We start from the raw sequence: 15,007 nt of genomic DNA on the forward strand, positions 1-15,007 counted from the left end.
TGCCGGGCCCGGCCGGCCGGCCGTTGCGGCCGTTCCCGGCTGATAATTTCGGCGCCATGAGAGCACTGGTGTACGACACGCAGTTCCGGGAACGCGCCCGCCGCGCCCAGGCCTGGGGCTTCGGCCTGCTCGCCGCCTCCGCCGGCATCTGGCTGTGGACCGCCTCCCAGCTGCTCCTGCCCTTCACCTCCTCCGACAGCCGTGACGACGTCGACTGCGAATCCCGCGTCTTCTACACCGCGCAGGACGTCCGGGGCCGCCCCTCCCGGGACTACGCCGATGCCGAGGGCACCCTGTGCTCCTCGCAGCGGGACTGGGCCGGGCTGCTGGCCCTCACGCTGCTCTCCCTGCCGACGGCCGTGGTCGGCACGGTCCTCTACACCTCGGGCAGCACCGGACACCGCCTCAGCGAGCACGCCGCCGAGGTGCGCCGCCTGACGGAGTCCCCGCAGGGCTGAGCAGCCCGTCCGGCCCCGTCGTCCGGGGAGGGCTCAGCCCGCGTACAAGGCCTCGATCTGCCGGGCGTAGCGCTCCTCCACGGCGCGGCGGCGGAGTTTGAGGGTCGGGGTCAGGGTGCCGGCGCTCACCGAGAGGTCCTCCGGCAGGACGTGGAACGCGCGGATGCGGGCCGGTCGGGACACCGTGGCATTGGCCTCCGCGACCGCGGCCTCCACCAGCGCCCGGACGGCCGGATGGCCGGACGGGTCGGGGCCGAGGTCCAGGCCCTCGCGGCCGGCCCAGGCGGCGACCTCCTCCGTGTCCAGGGTGACCAGGGCGACGGGGTGCGGGCGGCGGTCGCCGATCAGGACGGCGCGCGAGACGTACGGGGAGCGCTGCACGGCGAACTCGACCTCGGTCGGGGTGAGGTTCTTGCCCGCCGAGGTGATGATGAGCTCCTTCTTGCGGCCGGTGATGCGCAGGTAGCCGTCGGCGTCCAGTTCCCCGAGGTCGCCCGTGTGCAGCCACCCCTGCGCGTCCAGCGCCTGCGCGGTCGCCGTCTCGTCGGCGTGGTAGCCGGGGAACACCATCGGCCCCCGCGCCAGCACCTCCCCGTCGTCCGCGATCCGCACCTCGCAGCCCGCGATCGGGCGGCCGACCGTGCCGGGCCGGACCGCCCCGGGATGGTTGAGGGAGATCACGCCGCCGGACTCCGTCATCCCGTACCCCTCGTAGACGGCGATCCCGCACGCCCGCAGGAAGTCCAGGGTCGCCGGGGCGATCGGGGCGCCGCCGGTGAGCGCCCACGTGAGGCGCCCGCCGAAGGCGGCCCGGACCGGGGCGTACAGCGAGGCCTCCGCCGCCTCGTACGCGGCCCGCGACTCCCGGGGCAGCCGGCCCTCGGCCGCCAGGACGCCCAGCCGCACCGCCTCCTCGACGCGTCCCCGGCCGCCCTCGCCCGCTTCCGCGAGGGAGACCACCACCGCGTGCAGCTTCTCGAACAGCCGTGGTACGGACGGCAGATGGGTGGGGCGCACCTCGGTGAGCTCCTGGAGGACGTCCTCGATGCGGCCGCCGAAGTAGCAGAGCTCCCCGCCCTCCAGCAGCGTCGTGAACTGGACCAGCTGGGCCAGCAGGTGGGCGAGCGGCAGGTAGAGGTAGGTGCAGTCGCCGGGACCGCCCCTGACGAGGGGCAGCGTCGCGTCCTGGATCGCGCCCAGATTGGCGTGTGTGAGGCGGCAGCCCTTGGGCGGGCCCGTCGTGCCGGAGGTGTACACGAGGGAGGCGTCCGCCCCGGGTGCGACGGCCGCCGCCCGGGCCGGCAGCGCGGACTCGGGCAGGGGCTCCTGCCCGGGTCCGGACGCCCGTGCGGGCAGGACGTCCATCAGGACGGTCTCCCGCAGCGCCGGGAGCTTCGCCCGCAGGGCCTCGACCCGGTCCCGCTGGCGCTGGTCGTCGCAGACCACGACCACGGCCGCCGAGTCCGCCAGGACCCAGGCCAGCTCCTCCTCCCCCGCGGTGGGGTACACGGGGACGAGTACGGCGCCCGCCGCGAGCACCCCGAAGTGGGTGTACGTCCACTGCGGGCGGGTCTCGGCCAGGACGGCCACCCGCTCGCCGGGCGCGACGCCGAGGGCGATCAGGGCGCGGCCCGCGGCCCTTACGTCCGCGCCCAGTTCGGCGTAGGTCCGGGTCTGCCATCCGCCGTCCGCCGCGCGGAACCTCAGCGCGGTCTGCTGCCCGTACCGCTCCTCGGTCCACCGGGTGAACTCCGCCAGCGTGCGCGGCCGATCGTCCATGGCATGCCCTCCCCGGGATTGGTGACCTCCGACGCTAGGCAGCCGCGGCGCGCACGCGGCATGACCGGAAGCGTCACCACCGCTGACCGCAGCGCTCATCGGGGCTACCGTCGGAGCCATGGGGATGCGGACGATCACCGTGCACCACGTACGGGCCGTGCTCGCGGGGGCCCGCGGCAGCGGCATCGACACCGTGCCGCTGCTCCAGGAGGCGCAGATCCCCCCGCTGCTGCTGGGGGACGACCGGGCGCGGATCACACCCGCGCAGTTCGCCCGTCTGTTCCGGGCGCTGTACCGGACCACCCAGGACGAGTTCCTGGGCCTGGGCGCCCTTCCCAGCCGTCCCGGGACCTTCGCGATGATGTGCCACGCCTCACTGGGCTGCCCGGACCTCGGCGCGGCCACCGTGCGGGCGGCCGCCTTCTACGGTCTGTTCCCGGGCGGTCCGGAGCTGGCGCTCGAAGTCGAGGGCGGCGAGGCGCGGTTCACGGTCCCGGGCGGCTTCGCGCGCGACGAGGACCACTTCCTGTCCGAGTGCGTGCTGGCCATCTGGCACCGGCTGAGCAGCTGGCTGATCGGGCGGCGCATCCCGCTGCGCCACGCGTCGTTCTGCTATCCGCCGCCGCCGCACGAGGCCGAGTACGAGATCCTCTTCGACTGCCCGGTCCGCTTCGGTGCGGACCGTACGGGCGCCGCCTTCGACGCGCACTGGCTGACCGCCCCGCTGGTACGGGACGAGGCGGCCCTCGACGCGATGCTGCGCCGGGCCCCCTTCGACCTGCTGTCCCGGCCGGAGTACGGGACCACCGTCGCCGAACAGGTACGCCGGAGCCTGACCCGGCAGCTGGCCCGCACGCCGGCGCTTCCGGCACTCGGGGAGGTGGCGGCCCGGCTGGCGGTGTCCCCGGCGACGCTGCGGCGCAGGCTCCGGGAGGAGGGGACCTCCTTCCAGGAACTGAAGGACCACGTGCGCAGGGACGCGGCGATCGCGGGCCTGGCGGAGGGCGGCGAGCCGATCGCGGAGCTCGCCGCCCGGCTCGGCTTCTCCGAGGACACCGCCTTCCACCGGGCGTTCCGCCGCTGGACCGGGACGACCCCGGGGGCCTACCGGATGGCGTCGGGAGGCTGAGCGGCCGCGGGGCGGCAGGGGTGAGCGGCCGCGGGGCAGCGGGGGTGAGCGGCCGCGGGGGTGGCGTGCCGGGCCAGCAAAGGTGAGCTGCGCGGTCAGCGACCGTGCTGCCGGTCGGTCACTACCTTCGGCTCACCCGCCCCGCACGGAACGAGCCGTTGGGAGAGCCGCCCATGCGTTGTCGAACCCCCGCGCGCAACCGCCACAGCCGCCACAGCCGCCGCAACCCCCGCACCCGCACCCGTGGCACCGCCCTCGCCGCCGTCGCCGCACTGGCCCTGTCGGCCTGGATCCCCGCCTCCGCCGGCGCCGCGGAGAGCCCCGCGGCCGCCCGTCCCGGGGACGTCGTCAGCAGCGCCCCGTCCGCCTTCCACCCGCTGCCGGGCCAGCCGACGAACACCCGGGCCTGGAAGATCCACTACCGCTCCACCACGGCGGACGGCGCCCCCAACCTCGTCTCCGGCACCGTCATCGTCCCGCAGGACGGCCGCACCGGCCCGCGCCCCCTGATCACGTACGCCGTGGGCACGGTCGGCATGGGCGACTCCTGCGCGCCGAGCAGCAACTTCCCCCGCGGGACGGGCCTGGAGGCCAATCTCATCCAGCAGCTCACCCTGCGCGGCTGGGCCGTGGTCGTCACCGACTACGAGGGCCTGGGCACCCCGGGCGTGCACACCTACACCGTGGGCCCCTCCGCCGGGCACGCCGTGCTGGACGCGGCCCGCGCCGCCCAGCGGCTGCCGCAGGCGGGGCTGTCGCCGGACGGCCCGGTCGCCATCGTGGGCTACTCCCAGGGCGGGCAGGCCGGCAGCTGGGCCGCCGAGCTGCAGGGCTCGTACGCCCCGGAGCTCCAGGTGAAGGGCACGGCGACCGGCGGGGTCCCGGCCGACCTGCTGAAGGTGGCGGACTTCAACAACGGCTCCTACGGCTCCGGGCTCATCTTCATGGCCGCCGCCGGCCAGGACGCGGCCTTCCCCGAGCTGGACCTGGACTCCTACCTCAACCCGGCGGGCAGACTGCTCGTCGCGGGGATGAAGGAGAACTGCGTGGCGATCGATGCGATCGCCGGCTCCTTCAAGCGGATCTCCGACCTGACCACCAGGAACCCGCTCGCCCAGCCGGACTGGCAGGCCCGGCTGAACCAGAGCCGGCTCGGGCGGACCGCCCCGGCCGCGCCGGTGTACCAGTACCACGCGCTCGCCGACGAGTTGATCCCCTACGGGGTGGGCCGGCAGCTGCGCTCCGAATGGTGTGCGAAGGGCGCCGACGTGGAGTTCGACACCGTCTGGGTCGGTGAGCACGTCAGCGGGGTGATCACCCGGTCACCCCACGTCGGAAACTGGCTGGCGGACCGCTTCGCCGGGCGCCCCACCCACGGCAACTGCTGACGGGAACGCCCGCCCGTCCCGCCGGGGGTTCACTCCCCGGCGGGGCAGGCCCGTGTCCCGGACGGCAGCCCCCGCCGGGGGTTCACTCCCCGGCGGGGCAGGCCCGTGTCCCGGACGGCAGCCCCCGCCGGGGGTTCACTCCCCGGCGGGGCAGGCCCGTGTCCCGGACGGCAGCCGGCCGTCGATCAGGAACCGGTCCACGTGGTCCCGGACGCAGGCCGAGGACGGGTACCCGGTGTGGCCGTCGCCCCGGTTGTCCACGACCACTGCCGAGCCGAGCCGGGCGGCCGTCTCCTCGGTCCACTCGTACGGGGTCGCGGGGTCGCCGCGCGTGCCGACCAGCAGCATGCGCGGGGCTCCCGGGTGGTCGATCCTGCGGATGAAGTCGGTGCCGGCGGGCCGGCCGTAGCAGGACAGTACGGTCATCAGCTGGCGCGGCCCGAAGACCCGGGAGGCCTTGAGGAACTCCCCGCGCAGGGTGGCCATTTCGGCTTCTATCGCGGCCGGGCTCGACCGGTCCGCGGACCGGTCCGGGTCGTCGGCGCACGTCACTGCGGCGAGCGCCGCCTCGGCGTTGTCGGCCGGCACCGGAGCGGCCCCCGGCCGGGGCCACCCGCCGTCGCCGCCGCTGCCGCCGTCGCCGCCATCGCCGTCGTCGTCGCCGCCGGTCCCGGGGGGATCGGTCGGGCCGCCGAGCTGGAGCAGCCCGACCGGGTCCGCCTGCTCCTCGGCGCCCTTCAGCCCTTCGGCGAGGGCGGGCCACATGAGCGGGGAGTACAGGGCGGCGGCGATCGAGGCCACCGCGTCCTGGCCGGTGAAGTGCGAGCCGTCCTGGCCGACCAGCGGCCGTTCGTCGAGCCGCGCCACCAGGTCGTCGACCTTTTCCTTCGCGGTGCGGGTGTTCGTCCCGTAGACGCAGCCCGGCTGGTGGGCGCACCACGTCAGGAAGCGGTCGAGGGCCCGCTGCTGGCCGCGCGCGGAGGCGAGGGCCTGCTCCACCAAGGGCTCCGAGAGGGTGTCGACCCCGTCGAGGACCATGCGGCCGGTCCGGCGGGGGAACAGGGCGGCGTAGACGGCGCCGACCCGGGTCCCGTAGGAGAAGCCGAGGAAGTTGAGCTTCCGGTCGCCGAGGACCTCGCGGATGACGTCCAGGTCCCGGGAGACGTTGACGGTGCCGATGTACGGGAGGACCGGCCCCGAGGCCAGTTCGCAGCGCTTGACCACGGACCGCAGGGCCGCCAGCTGCTGGGCGGCGTCGCCCGCCCCGTCCTCGGCCTCCTGGGACCCTCCGCAGGAGACGGGCTGGCTGTGCCCGACGCCCCGGGGATCGAAGGAGACGAGGTCGTACTGCTCGCCGAGTTCGGCCAGCAGCTTCGGATCGGCGGCGAGTCCGGCGAGGCCCGAGGCGCCGGGGCCCCCGAAGTTCAGCAGGAGCGAGCCGATCCGCTTCTTCCGGTCGGTGGCGGGGATGCGGGCGAGGGCCACCGCGACCGTGCCCTTGCCGGGGGCCGCGTGGTCGAGCGGCACCAGGACGGTGGCGCACCGCATCTCGGCGGGCACCGGCTTCTCGGGGCAGTCCCCCCAGCGCAGCCGCTGCCCGTGGAACCGTTCGAGGGGGTCGACGCCGGGCCCCGGGGACGGGGACTGCCACGCCCCGAGCGAGGCCAGCAGCACCACGCAGGCCCCGGCGGCGGTCCGGGACCGCAACCGGGGCCCCGACAGGGGACGGGAGGAAGGGGACGGGGACGGCCCCGGCGAGCGGGACCAGGACCAGGACAGGGAACGGGAACGGGAGCGGGAACGGCGCACTGCACCCTCCTCGGACGGGCCCCCCGGACCGGCTCCGCCCACCCTAAGCGCGCTCCCCCGGCCGCGCCCGCCCAGCACGGCAGCCGGGGCAGCGCGCCCGCGCGACCCGGAGCGGGCGGCCAGAGCCGCCTCCTTCGGAGCGTGTCGGGGCCCGGCCCGCCCTGCACGCCCTAGCGCTCGCGCTCGCGTGGGGACCGGTACAGCTCATCGATGCGGGCCGCGTACTCCCGCGCGATCACGGCCCGCTTGAGTTTCAGGGAAGGGGTCAGGTGGCCGCGGGCCTCGGTGAACTCCTCCGGCAGGACGGCGAAGTCCCGGATCGACTCCGGCCGCGACACCAGCTGGTTCGCCTCGTCGACGGCCCGCTGGAGCTCCGCCCGCAGTTCCTCGTCCTGCACCAGCCGGCGCAGGGGCACGGACTCCTTCTTGCGCATCCGGCGCCAGTGCAGCAGCCCGTCCGGTTCCAGCGTGATGAGGGCGGTGACGTAGGGCCGGTGCTCCCCCACGACCATGCACTGCCCGATGAGCGGGTGGGCCCGCAGCCAGTCCTCCAGCGGGGCGGGGGCCACGTTCTTGCCTCCGGCGGTGATGATCAGGTCCTTCTTGCGGCCGGTGATGGTGAGGTACCCGTCGGCGTCCAGCTGCCCGATGTCCCCGGTGGCCAGCCAGCTGCCCGGCTGGACCCCGTGCGCCGTGTTCCAGTAGCCGGCGAACACGTGCGGCCCGGCGAGCAGCACCTCCCCGTCGTCCGCGATCCGTACGGCCGTGCCCGGCAGCGGCCACCCGACCGTGCCGAGCCGGGGCCGCTGCGGCGGGGTCACCGTGCCGGCCGCGGTCGTCTCGGTCAGGCCGTACCCCTCGAAGACCTCGATGCCCGCGCCCGTGTAGAAGGCGGCGAGCCGGTGCCCCAGCGGGGAGCCGCCGCTCAGCACGTAGCGCACCCGGCCGCCCATCGCGGCCCGGATCCGCCGGTAGACCAGCGGGTCGTACAGGGCGCGCGCCGCGCGCAGGACGGGCCCCGGGGGTCTGCCCCCGGCTGCCTCGCCGATGCGGCGGGCGATGCGGGCGGCCCGGTCGAAGGAGGCGGCGCGGCCCATGCCCTCGGCAGTGGCGCGGGCGGTGTTGTAGACCTTCTCCAGGACGTACGGGATCGCCAGCAGGAAGGTCGGCCGGAAGCCGGCGAGGTCCGCGAGGAGGTCTTCCGTACGGATGCTGGGCGCATGCCCGAGCTTGACGCGGGCCCGCATGCAGCCGACGGCCACCATCCGCCCGAAGATGTGGCTGAGCGGCAGGAACAGCAGGGTGGAGGCCGGGTCCTTGCCGGCGGACGTGAAGACGGGGTGGAGCAGTGCGACGGCGTTGTCCACCTCGGCGAAGAAGTTGGCGTGCGTGAGCACGCACCCCTTGGGGCGCCCGGTGGTGCCGGAGGTGTAGACGAGGGTGGCGACGGATGCGGGCGTACGGGCTCTCCGCCGTGCGTGCACCAGGGCGTCGGGGATCCGCTCCCCGGCTCTGACGAGGCGGGCCACCGCGCCGGTGTCGAACTCCCACAGGTGTGCGAGCGCCGGCAGGGCGGCCCGGTCGGCGCTGATGATGCGGGCCTGGGTGGTGTCCTCGACGGCGCAGGCGACGGCCCCGGAGTCGTGGAGGATCCAGCGGGCCTGGAGGGCGGAGGACGTGGGGTAGATGGGCACGGTGACCAGTCCGGCGGCCCATCCGGCGAAGTCGAGCAGGGTCCACTCGTAGGTCGTGCGGGCCATGATGGCGAGCCGGTCGCCCTCGCGCAGGCCCTCGGCGATGAGCCCCTTGGCGACGGCGAGCACCTCGGCCGCGAACTGGGCGGCGCTCACGTCCCGCCAGGTGCCGTCCCGGTCCTTGCGGGCGAGGACCGCCTCACCGGGGGCCTCGCGGGCGTTGTCGAAGGGGATGTCCCCGAGCGACCCGGCGGCCGGGGGGCCCACCAGCGGGGGCACCCACACCTCGCGCACCACCCCGTCGACGAGGGTCTTCACGGGCTCCACGGGCTCCACTGGCCTGACGGGCATGACCGGCTGCGGGTCGGCTCCCACGGCGCACTCTCCTCGGCTACACGGGCGTTACCGCCGGTAATTTACGCAGCGGTAACCCGCGCTGACCAGCCCCGTGAAGGCATCTTCACCGCGCCTTCCCACCGGGCCCCCCGAGTCCTCCCCGAGGCCTGCGCACCGTTCCCCCGCGCCCGCCCGGCCGGGACGGGGATGCGTCCCGGCCGGGCGGAGGGGGCCTGCGGACGCCCCCCTCGCGATCCCGCCCCGCCGCCGGTCCGCGGCCTACGCGGCGCTCGTCTCCGGCGGGCAGTCCTGGCAGCGGCCCGGCAGCCGGGCGCGGAAGGCCCGTTCGCAGCCGTCGCAGGTCTGGAACGGGTCCGGGCGCCTGGCCTGCGGTTCCGCCGGCTCTGGGGGGAGGTGGGGCGGCATCTGGGTCCGGAGCCGGTGGGCGATCAGCCCCGCCGGGTGGCGCAGGTCCACGGGAAGGTCGCCGGCCAGCAGGCGGCGTACGGCCTCCGGCGCGGCCCCGCGATCCAGCCAGGCGGCCACGTCGGGCGCGAGCCGCCGGACGTGGTGCTCGGGGAGCAGCAGCCGCGGATCGTCCGTTCGGAGGCGGGCGAGGAGGTCGACGGCGTCCTGGTGGACGGATGCGGCGGCGGCGTCATCGCCCCACGGCTGCGGCCGGAACCGTGACGGGGCCCGCGGCACGGACTCGGCCGGCGCCGGCGGTTGCGGCTGCGGTGCCGACTGGGGTGGTGACTGGGGTGGCGGCTGCGGTGGTGACTGGGGTGGCGGCTGAGGATCGGCCTGCGGCTCGGGTCGCATCTCCGGCTGCGGCTCGGGCGGCGACTGCGGCTGCGGCTCGGGTTGCGGTTCGGGGCGCCGTTCCCGGGTCACGGCGCGGTCCGCCCGGGCCGCCGGCGTACGGCGCTTCGGCCGGGGTGGGGGCGGAGGCGGCTCGGGACCGTCACCGGGCGGCCGGTTGTAGGACAGCGTGCGGGTGACCACGTGCCCGGTGGCCAGCCGGACGCGCCGCCGCTCCAGGTACCCGTACGCCTCCAACTCCCGCAGGGCGGAGGCGATCCGGACCTCACCCTCGGGGAACCGCTCGGCGAGGGCCTTGATGCCGACGGCGGCGCCTTCCGGCAGCGACTGGATGTGGGTGGCGAGTCCGATGGCGACCAGCGACAACCGGGGGTGCTGGGCGAGGTGGTTGCCGACCACGGTGTAGTGGTCGGCGTGCCGCACGTTGACGTGGACCACACCGGATCGGGGGGTCCCGGCGGGAATGCGGGACGAGGGGCGCGGGGTCGCGCTAGGGTGCTCGAAAGCCATCGGGAAGCCTTGCGGGGGAGGGAAGCCTCGCGGACTTCCTGGTCGGCCAGGCCCTCGACCGGGATGGCAGTCCCGCCGGGGGCCGTCTCATGTCTGAGGTGGTGGGGCGAGCATATGCCCGCCAACCATGCCCAAAGCCAGCCCAGTTGGCGCACTTCACCCATGTGAGTGATGCGGGGCCGGTGGGGTGGGTTGGGTTGGATTTACCTGAGGTGATTTAACGCCTTTGACGTCGGCGACCACCGGATACCGGCCCCCCGCGTCACGGTTCCCGGCACTCTCCGGGCACATCCCATTCGGCCCACACGGTCTTGCCGGGCGGCAGCCCCCGGTCCACCCCCCAGCGGTCCGCGACCGCCTCCACGAGGACCAGCCCCCGCCCGCCCTCCGCACCCCCGTCCGCGTCGCGGAACCGGGGGACCCGGTCACCCCGGGTGTCGACCACCTCGATCCGCAACACCCCGCAGGACAGGGCGAGCTCGATCCGGAAGCCCCGCCCGGGGACCCGCCCGTGCGTCACGGCATTGGCGGCCAACTCGGCCACCACGAGCTCCGGCCCGTCCGTGGGCAGCCCCCACGCGGCAATCCGCTCGACGGCCAGCCGCCGCGCCTGCCGGGCGCCGCGGGGGGTGGCGGCGAGCAGGGCGCCGAAGCGGCGCCCGGTGTCACGAATATGCGTATTCACGTCACTCAGCGTGTCCGGACCGGCCTACCGTGAGAAGCGGCAACCCCCTTGCGTCCGGGCTTTGTCCGGCGCTGTCCGACCCTGTCCCGGCTGTCCGGGCGGAGGCGATCAGGAGGCAGGACCGTGGATCGGGACGGTACGGAAGACACGGGCTGGGACGTCGACCCGGAGGACGAACAGGGTGCGGCGGTACTGGCCGCGCTCGGCCGCCAGCTCCGCGCATGGCGCGAGGAGGCGGGCATCGGCGCCGCAGCCTTCGGCCATGCGATCGGGTACGGGGAGGACCTGGTCCGCAAGGTCGAGGCGGGCAAGCGGATCCCCCGCCCCGAGTACCTGGACAAGGCGGACGAGACCCTACGGGCGGGCGGGAAGATCGCCGCGATGAAGGCGGACGTGGAACAGGTCCGGTACCCGAAGAAGGTTCGTGATCTGGCGAACATGGAGAGCCGGGCCGTCGAGATAGGGGCCTATCGCATCCACGGCGTGCACGGCCTCCTACAGACGGAGGACTATGCGCGGGCTCTGTTCGAGATGCGACAGCCCGCCTACGGGGAGGACGAGGTGGAGCGGTACGTGGCGGCCCGCATGGCTCGCCGCGCCTTCTTCGACCGGCAACCGGCCCCGTCGCTCAGCATCGTGCAGGAGGAGGCGACCCTGCGCCGCCGCATCGGGGGCACAATGGTCTGGCGGCAGCAGCTCGAACGCGCTCTGGGGGTGGCCGGGTTGCGGCACGTGGCCTTCCAGGTGATGCCGATCAATTGTGAAGTGCATGCCGGTATGGACGGCGGGATCGAAGTGCTCAAGTTCGAGAACGGTACGGCGGTGGGCCGCTCGGAGGGCGCCTTCGGCGGGCGTCCGGTTTCCGACCCGAGGCAGCTCCGGGTCCTTGAGCTGCGCTATGGCATGGTCCGGGCCCAGGCATTGACGCCGTTGGAGTCCAGGGCCTTCATCGAGGAACTGCTGGGAGAAGGATGATGGGCAACCCCGAACTTCACTGGGTCAAGAGCTCGTACAGCGACGGCAGCGAGGGCGACTCCTGCGTCGAGGTGGCCACCACCCCCGCCACCGTCCACGTCCGCGACTCCAAGGACGTCACGCTGTCGCCCCTCGCCTTCGCGCCCCGCGCCTGGGCGGCGTTCGTCGGCCACGCCTCATGAGCGCCGCTGCCGAGCTGGCGTGGTTCAAGAGCAGCTACAGCGACAGCGGCGACATCAACTCCTGCGTCGAGGTGGCCACCACCCCCACCACCGTCCACGTCCGCGACTCCAAGGACGTCACGCTGTCGCCCCTCGCCCTCACCCCCGGCGCCTGGGCGGCGTTCCTCGGTCACGCCTCATGAGCGCCACCCCCGAGCTCGTGTGGTTCAAGAGCACCTACAGCAGCGGCAGCGAGGGCGACTCCTGCGTCGAGGTGGCAGCCACCCCTGCCACCGTCCACGTCCGCGACTCCAAGGACACCCGGCTCCCCGGCCTCGCCTTCGCGCCCCGCGCCTGGGCGGGGTTCGTCGCACACGCCGTCCGGCACTGAGCGGGGCTTCGGCGCGAGGACACGCCACAGCCCCCGCCCGGACGGGGGCGGGGGCTGCGGCGAGTGCGGAGGGGCGGGTCAGACGGCGACCGGGACCTTCTCCTGCGCGACGGCGGGCTCGGCCGGGGCCGGGGCGGGCTCGTCGAGCGGGGAGGCCGAGGCGGAGGCGTAGGCCTCCTTGTCCAGGATCCCCTCACGGGCCGAGACGATGACCGGGACCAGCGCCTGGCCCGCCACGTTGGTGGCGGTGCGCATCATGTCGAGGATCGGGTCGATCGCCATCAGCAGGCCGACGCCGGCGAGCGGCAGGCCGAGGGTGGAGAGCGTCAGGGTCAGCATGACGGTGGCACCGGTCAGGCCGGCCGTCGCGGCCGAGCCGATGACCGAGACGAAGACGATGAGGAGGTACTCCTTGATGCCCAGCTGCACGTCGAAGATCTGCGCGATGAAGATCGCGGCGAGCGCGGGGTAGATCGCGGCGCAGCCGTCCATCTTGGTGGTGGCGCCGAACGGGACGGCGAAGGAGGCGTACTCCTTCGGGACGCCGAGGCGCTCGGTGACCTTCTGGGTGACCGGCATGGTGCCGACCGAGGAGCGGGAGACGAAGGCCAGCTGGATGGCCGGCCAGGCGCCCTTGAAGAACTGGAGCGGGCTGACCTTGGCGACGGTGGCGAGCAGCAGCGGGTAGACGCCGAACATCACGAGCGCGCAGCCGATGTAGATGTCGGCGGTGAAGGTGGCGTACTTGCCGATCAGGTCCCAGCCGTAGGTGGCGATCGCGGTGCCGATGAGGCCGATGGTGCCGATCGGGGCGAGGCGGATGACCCACCACAGGGCCTTCTGCAGGAGTTCCAGCACCGACTCGGCGAGGTCGAGGACCGGCTTGGCCTTGCTGCCGAGCTGGAGGGCGGCGATGCCGGCGACCACGGCCAGGAAGACGATCTGGAGGACCTTCAGCTCGGTGAACGGCGTGATGATGTCCGTCGGCACGATGCCGGTCAGGAAGTCGATCCAGGAGCCGGTCTTCTTGGGCTCCTTGCCGTCGGCGGCGGTGAGGCCGGTGCCGGAGCCGGGGTCGGTGAGCAGGCCGATGGCGATGCCGATGCCGACCGCGATCAGCGAGGTGATCATGAACCACAGCAGGGTGCGGGAGGCGAGCCGCGCGGCGTTGTTGACCTTGCGGAGGTTGGTGATCGACACCAGGATCGCGAAGAAGACGAGCGGGGCGATGGCCAGCTTCAGCAGCTGGATGAAGATGTCGCCGGTCTTCTCCAGGGTGGTGCCGAGCCAGCTGATGTCCTGGCTGCGGGCCAGCCAGCCGAACAGCACACCGAGCACGAGGCCGGCGATTATCTGGGCCCAGAAGGGGAACTTGAACGAGGCCTTGGCGGGAGCCTGGGCCTGAGGGGTCGCGGACACGGACACTCTCCGGAGGTGACGCACGGGGAACTGGCGGGGGTCGGTTCTGCGGTGGCGGCAGCCGGAAAAGGGCCGGCCGGGACCGCTGCTGTATCGATTCGGCTCAACGAGGAGCGGGATTCAGCGACAACAGCAACAGGCCGCGGACACGCGGCGGCAGAGGTCGACGTGCAGGCGCGCCACGAGCGTGACGCTCGTGGTCATCGGGTGCGCAGCTGCGGTCAACATGTTGAACACGCTAACACTTCTCCTTTGGGAAACTCAAAGGCGTACTTTGACCTTCCCGCACGACTGTCCCCCACACCCCTCCCGGAAACGCCAAAGCCCCGGCGCTCCGGGGGTGTTCCCGGATGCAGGGGCTTTCGGTGGGTGAGGGGCGACGGAGCGCGTTACGAGCCGACGCGGGCGGCGTCGTCGGCCGCGTCCTCCTGGTTGCGGTTCGCGGCCAGCTTGTCCTTCGCGCCCGCGACACGGCCGGAGATCTGCTGGGACATCTCGTCGCGCTGCTTGCGCAGCAGGACGAAGGAGAGCGGCGCGGACAGCACGAGGGCGAGCAGCACGACCCAGGCGACGTTCGCGTCACCGAGCCCGGACGGCACCCAGCCCATGCGCACCAGGCCGGCGACGACCAGGAGGCACCCGACGAAGATGCCCAGGCGCATGGCGGTGTAGCGGATCGTTGCGCTCGGCTTGAGGGACACGGTGACCCCTTCTCTCTCGTCGTGGTGGTACGGCGGCTCGTTCCCGTCCAGTGAAGCACGCCGCAGCCCGGCCCCTGGCCGGGGGGCCGGGCCGCCGGGCGCGTCAGTGCAGCGGCAGCAGCATCGTGATGTCGTCCCGGTCGTCGCCGGGGGCGACGCGGATGGCGCCGGGGACCCGGCCGACCTCGCGGTATCCGCAGGACGCGTAGAAGCCCTCCAGGCCCAGGCCGCCGCGGCAGCCGAGCCTGATCGCGTCGATGCCCTCGATGGAGCGGGCCGCGTCGGCGGTCGCGGCCATCAGGTCGCGGCCGTGCCCGAGACCCTGGTACCGGGGGTGGACCATCACCGTGTACGCCCACAGCCAGTGCCGTTGCAGCCGGTGGGTGTTGTGGGTGAGGAAGGACGTGGCGGCGACCCTGCCCTCCTCGTCGTATCCGACGACGAGCCGGGAGCCCCCGCCGGCGACCGCGGCGAGCTGCTTCAGCAGGGCCGGGCGGATGTCGTCCGGAGTCACGGGCGGGACGAAGCCCACGGCGCCGCCCGCGTTGCTGACGTCGGCCCACAGCCGCAGGATGCCGTCGCGGAGGGCGGGGTCGATCACGGGGTCCACGGTGAAAGTAAGAGCCACACAGCAAGATTAGGCCTTACCCGGCCCCCTCGGCAAAGCCTTCCGCGCCGGAACGCCCGCAGCCCCGGCCCGCGCGAGGCGGGCCGGGGCTGCCGGTGAGGTGCGGGGCCGGTCGGACCCCG

15 protein-coding genes are annotated in these 15,007 nt (G+C 73.9%); 7 read left to right on the forward strand and 8 right to left on the reverse strand.

Going from position 1 to position 15,007, the window contains the following annotated elements:
• Positions 1-56 precede the first annotated feature (56 nt).
• On the forward strand, positions 57-458 hold the full coding sequence (locus ACLJTM_RS01295; RefSeq protein ID WP_411101452.1) for a hypothetical protein: 402 nt from the start codon (positions 57-59) through the stop codon (positions 456-458).
• Between the two features lie 33 nt (positions 459-491).
• Here the strand turns inward: ACLJTM_RS01295 and ACLJTM_RS01300 are convergent, their stop codons facing one another.
• Positions 492-2,237, reverse strand: coding sequence for an AMP-dependent synthetase/ligase (locus ACLJTM_RS01300; protein ID WP_411101453.1), 1,746 nt, complete (start codon positions 2,235-2,237; stop codon positions 492-494).
• A 118-nt stretch (positions 2,238-2,355) separates the two neighbouring features.
• Between ACLJTM_RS01300 and ACLJTM_RS01305 the strand changes: the two genes are divergently transcribed.
• Positions 2,356-3,366: an AraC family transcriptional regulator gene (locus tag ACLJTM_RS01305; protein ID WP_411101454.1), complete on the forward strand. Its 1,011-nt coding sequence runs from the start codon at positions 2,356-2,358 to the stop codon at positions 3,364-3,366.
• Between the two features lie 173 nt (positions 3,367-3,539).
• Positions 3,540-4,754 (forward strand): lipase family protein, encoded by a 1,215-nt coding sequence (locus tag ACLJTM_RS01310; protein ID WP_411101455.1) that lies wholly within the window; start codon positions 3,540-3,542, stop codon positions 4,752-4,754.
• Positions 4,755-4,889: 135 nt separating this feature from the next.
• On the opposite strand, the gene ACLJTM_RS01315 is transcribed toward ACLJTM_RS01310, so the two are convergent.
• The 4 genes from ACLJTM_RS01315 to ACLJTM_RS01330 form a co-directional block, all read right to left on the reverse strand.
• Positions 4,890-6,461, reverse strand: coding sequence for an alpha/beta hydrolase (locus tag ACLJTM_RS01315; protein WP_411101456.1), 1,572 nt, complete (start codon positions 6,459-6,461; stop codon positions 4,890-4,892).
• 272 nt (positions 6,462-6,733) lie between these two features.
• Positions 6,734-8,608 carry an AMP-dependent synthetase/ligase gene (locus ACLJTM_RS01320; RefSeq protein ID WP_411102236.1) on the reverse strand — a complete coding sequence of 625 codons (1,875 nt, stop codon included), beginning with the start codon at positions 8,606-8,608 and terminating at the stop codon, positions 6,734-6,736.
• A 264-nt stretch (positions 8,609-8,872) separates the two neighbouring features.
• Positions 8,873-9,925 carry a helix-turn-helix domain-containing protein gene (locus ACLJTM_RS01325; protein WP_411101457.1) on the reverse strand — a complete coding sequence of 351 codons (1,053 nt, stop codon included), beginning with the start codon at positions 9,923-9,925 and terminating at the stop codon, positions 8,873-8,875.
• 262 nt (positions 9,926-10,187) lie between these two features.
• The gene (locus ACLJTM_RS01330) at positions 10,188-10,610 is read right to left on the reverse strand and encodes an ATP-binding protein (protein ID WP_411101458.1); all 423 of its coding nucleotides are present in this window, start codon (positions 10,608-10,610) and stop codon (positions 10,188-10,190) included.
• 123 nt (positions 10,611-10,733) lie between these two features.
• Here ACLJTM_RS01330 and ACLJTM_RS01335 point away from each other — a divergent pair, with 123 nt between their 5' ends.
• From ACLJTM_RS01335 to ACLJTM_RS01350, 4 genes are read left to right on the forward strand one after another with little or no spacing between them, the layout of a single operon-like run.
• A complete protein-coding gene (locus tag ACLJTM_RS01335) occupies positions 10,734-11,585 on the forward strand; it encodes a helix-turn-helix domain-containing protein (RefSeq protein WP_411101459.1) in 852 nt (283 codons plus the stop codon).
• On the forward strand, positions 11,585-11,767 hold the full coding sequence (locus tag ACLJTM_RS01340) for a DUF397 domain-containing protein (RefSeq protein ID WP_411102237.1): 183 nt from the start codon (positions 11,585-11,587) through the stop codon (positions 11,765-11,767). Before ACLJTM_RS01335 ends, ACLJTM_RS01340 begins: the two co-directional genes overlap by 1 nt.
• On the forward strand, positions 11,764-11,949 hold the full coding sequence (locus ACLJTM_RS01345; protein ID WP_411101460.1) for a DUF397 domain-containing protein: 186 nt from the start codon (positions 11,764-11,766) through the stop codon (positions 11,947-11,949). Before ACLJTM_RS01340 ends, ACLJTM_RS01345 begins: the two co-directional genes overlap by 4 nt.
• Positions 11,946-12,137: a DUF397 domain-containing protein gene (locus tag ACLJTM_RS01350; RefSeq protein ID WP_411101461.1), complete on the forward strand. Its 192-nt coding sequence runs from the start codon at positions 11,946-11,948 to the stop codon at positions 12,135-12,137. The genes ACLJTM_RS01345 and ACLJTM_RS01350 overlap by 4 nt, the downstream gene beginning before the upstream one ends.
• A gap of 78 nt (positions 12,138-12,215) precedes the next feature.
• On the opposite strand, the gene ACLJTM_RS01355 is transcribed toward ACLJTM_RS01350, so the two are convergent.
• The 3 genes from ACLJTM_RS01355 to ACLJTM_RS01365 form a co-directional block, all read right to left on the reverse strand.
• Positions 12,216-13,562 (reverse strand): dicarboxylate/amino acid:cation symporter, encoded by a 1,347-nt coding sequence (locus tag ACLJTM_RS01355; protein WP_411101462.1) that lies wholly within the window; start codon positions 13,560-13,562, stop codon positions 12,216-12,218.
• Between the two features lie 383 nt (positions 13,563-13,945).
• Positions 13,946-14,218, reverse strand: coding sequence for a DUF4229 domain-containing protein (locus ACLJTM_RS01360; RefSeq protein WP_411102238.1), 273 nt, complete (start codon positions 14,216-14,218; stop codon positions 13,946-13,948).
• 142 nt (positions 14,219-14,360) lie between these two features.
• Complete coding sequence (locus ACLJTM_RS01365; protein ID WP_411101463.1) at positions 14,361-14,885, reverse strand: GNAT family N-acetyltransferase; 525 nt, start codon at positions 14,883-14,885, stop codon at positions 14,361-14,363.
• Positions 14,886-15,007 lie beyond the last annotated feature (122 nt).

The sequence above is a fragment of the Streptomyces sp. cmx-4-9 genome, assembly GCF_046548835.1.
Taxonomy (GTDB): Bacteria; Actinomycetota; Actinomycetes; order Streptomycetales; family Streptomycetaceae; genus Streptomyces.

Bases quoted from the DNA above. Each gene is read 5' to 3' on its own strand.
- ACLJTM_RS01295 (WP_411101452.1), top strand. From the start codon at position 57: ATGAGAGCACTGGTGTACGACACGCAGTTCCGGGAACGCGCCCGCCGC.
- ACLJTM_RS01300 (WP_411101453.1), bottom strand. From the start codon at position 2,237: ATGGACGATCGGCCGCGCACGCTGGCGGAGTTCACCCGGTGGACCGAG.
- ACLJTM_RS01305 (WP_411101454.1), top strand. From the start codon at position 2,356: ATGGGGATGCGGACGATCACCGTGCACCACGTACGGGCCGTGCTCGCG.
- ACLJTM_RS01310 (WP_411101455.1), top strand. From the start codon at position 3,540: ATGCGTTGTCGAACCCCCGCGCGCAACCGCCACAGCCGCCACAGCCGC.
- ACLJTM_RS01320 (WP_411102236.1), bottom strand. From the start codon at position 8,608: ATGCCCGTCAGGCCAGTGGAGCCCGTGGAGCCCGTGAAGACCCTCGTC.
- ACLJTM_RS01325 (WP_411101457.1), bottom strand. From the start codon at position 9,925: ATGGCTTTCGAGCACCCTAGCGCGACCCCGCGCCCCTCGTCCCGCATT.
- ACLJTM_RS01340 (WP_411102237.1), top strand. From the start codon at position 11,585: ATGGGCAACCCCGAACTTCACTGGGTCAAGAGCTCGTACAGCGACGGC.
- ACLJTM_RS01345 (WP_411101460.1), top strand. From the start codon at position 11,764: ATGAGCGCCGCTGCCGAGCTGGCGTGGTTCAAGAGCAGCTACAGCGAC.
- ACLJTM_RS01350 (WP_411101461.1), top strand. From the start codon at position 11,946: ATGAGCGCCACCCCCGAGCTCGTGTGGTTCAAGAGCACCTACAGCAGC.
- ACLJTM_RS01360 (WP_411102238.1), bottom strand. From the start codon at position 14,218: ATGCGCCTGGGCATCTTCGTCGGGTGCCTCCTGGTCGTCGCCGGCCTG.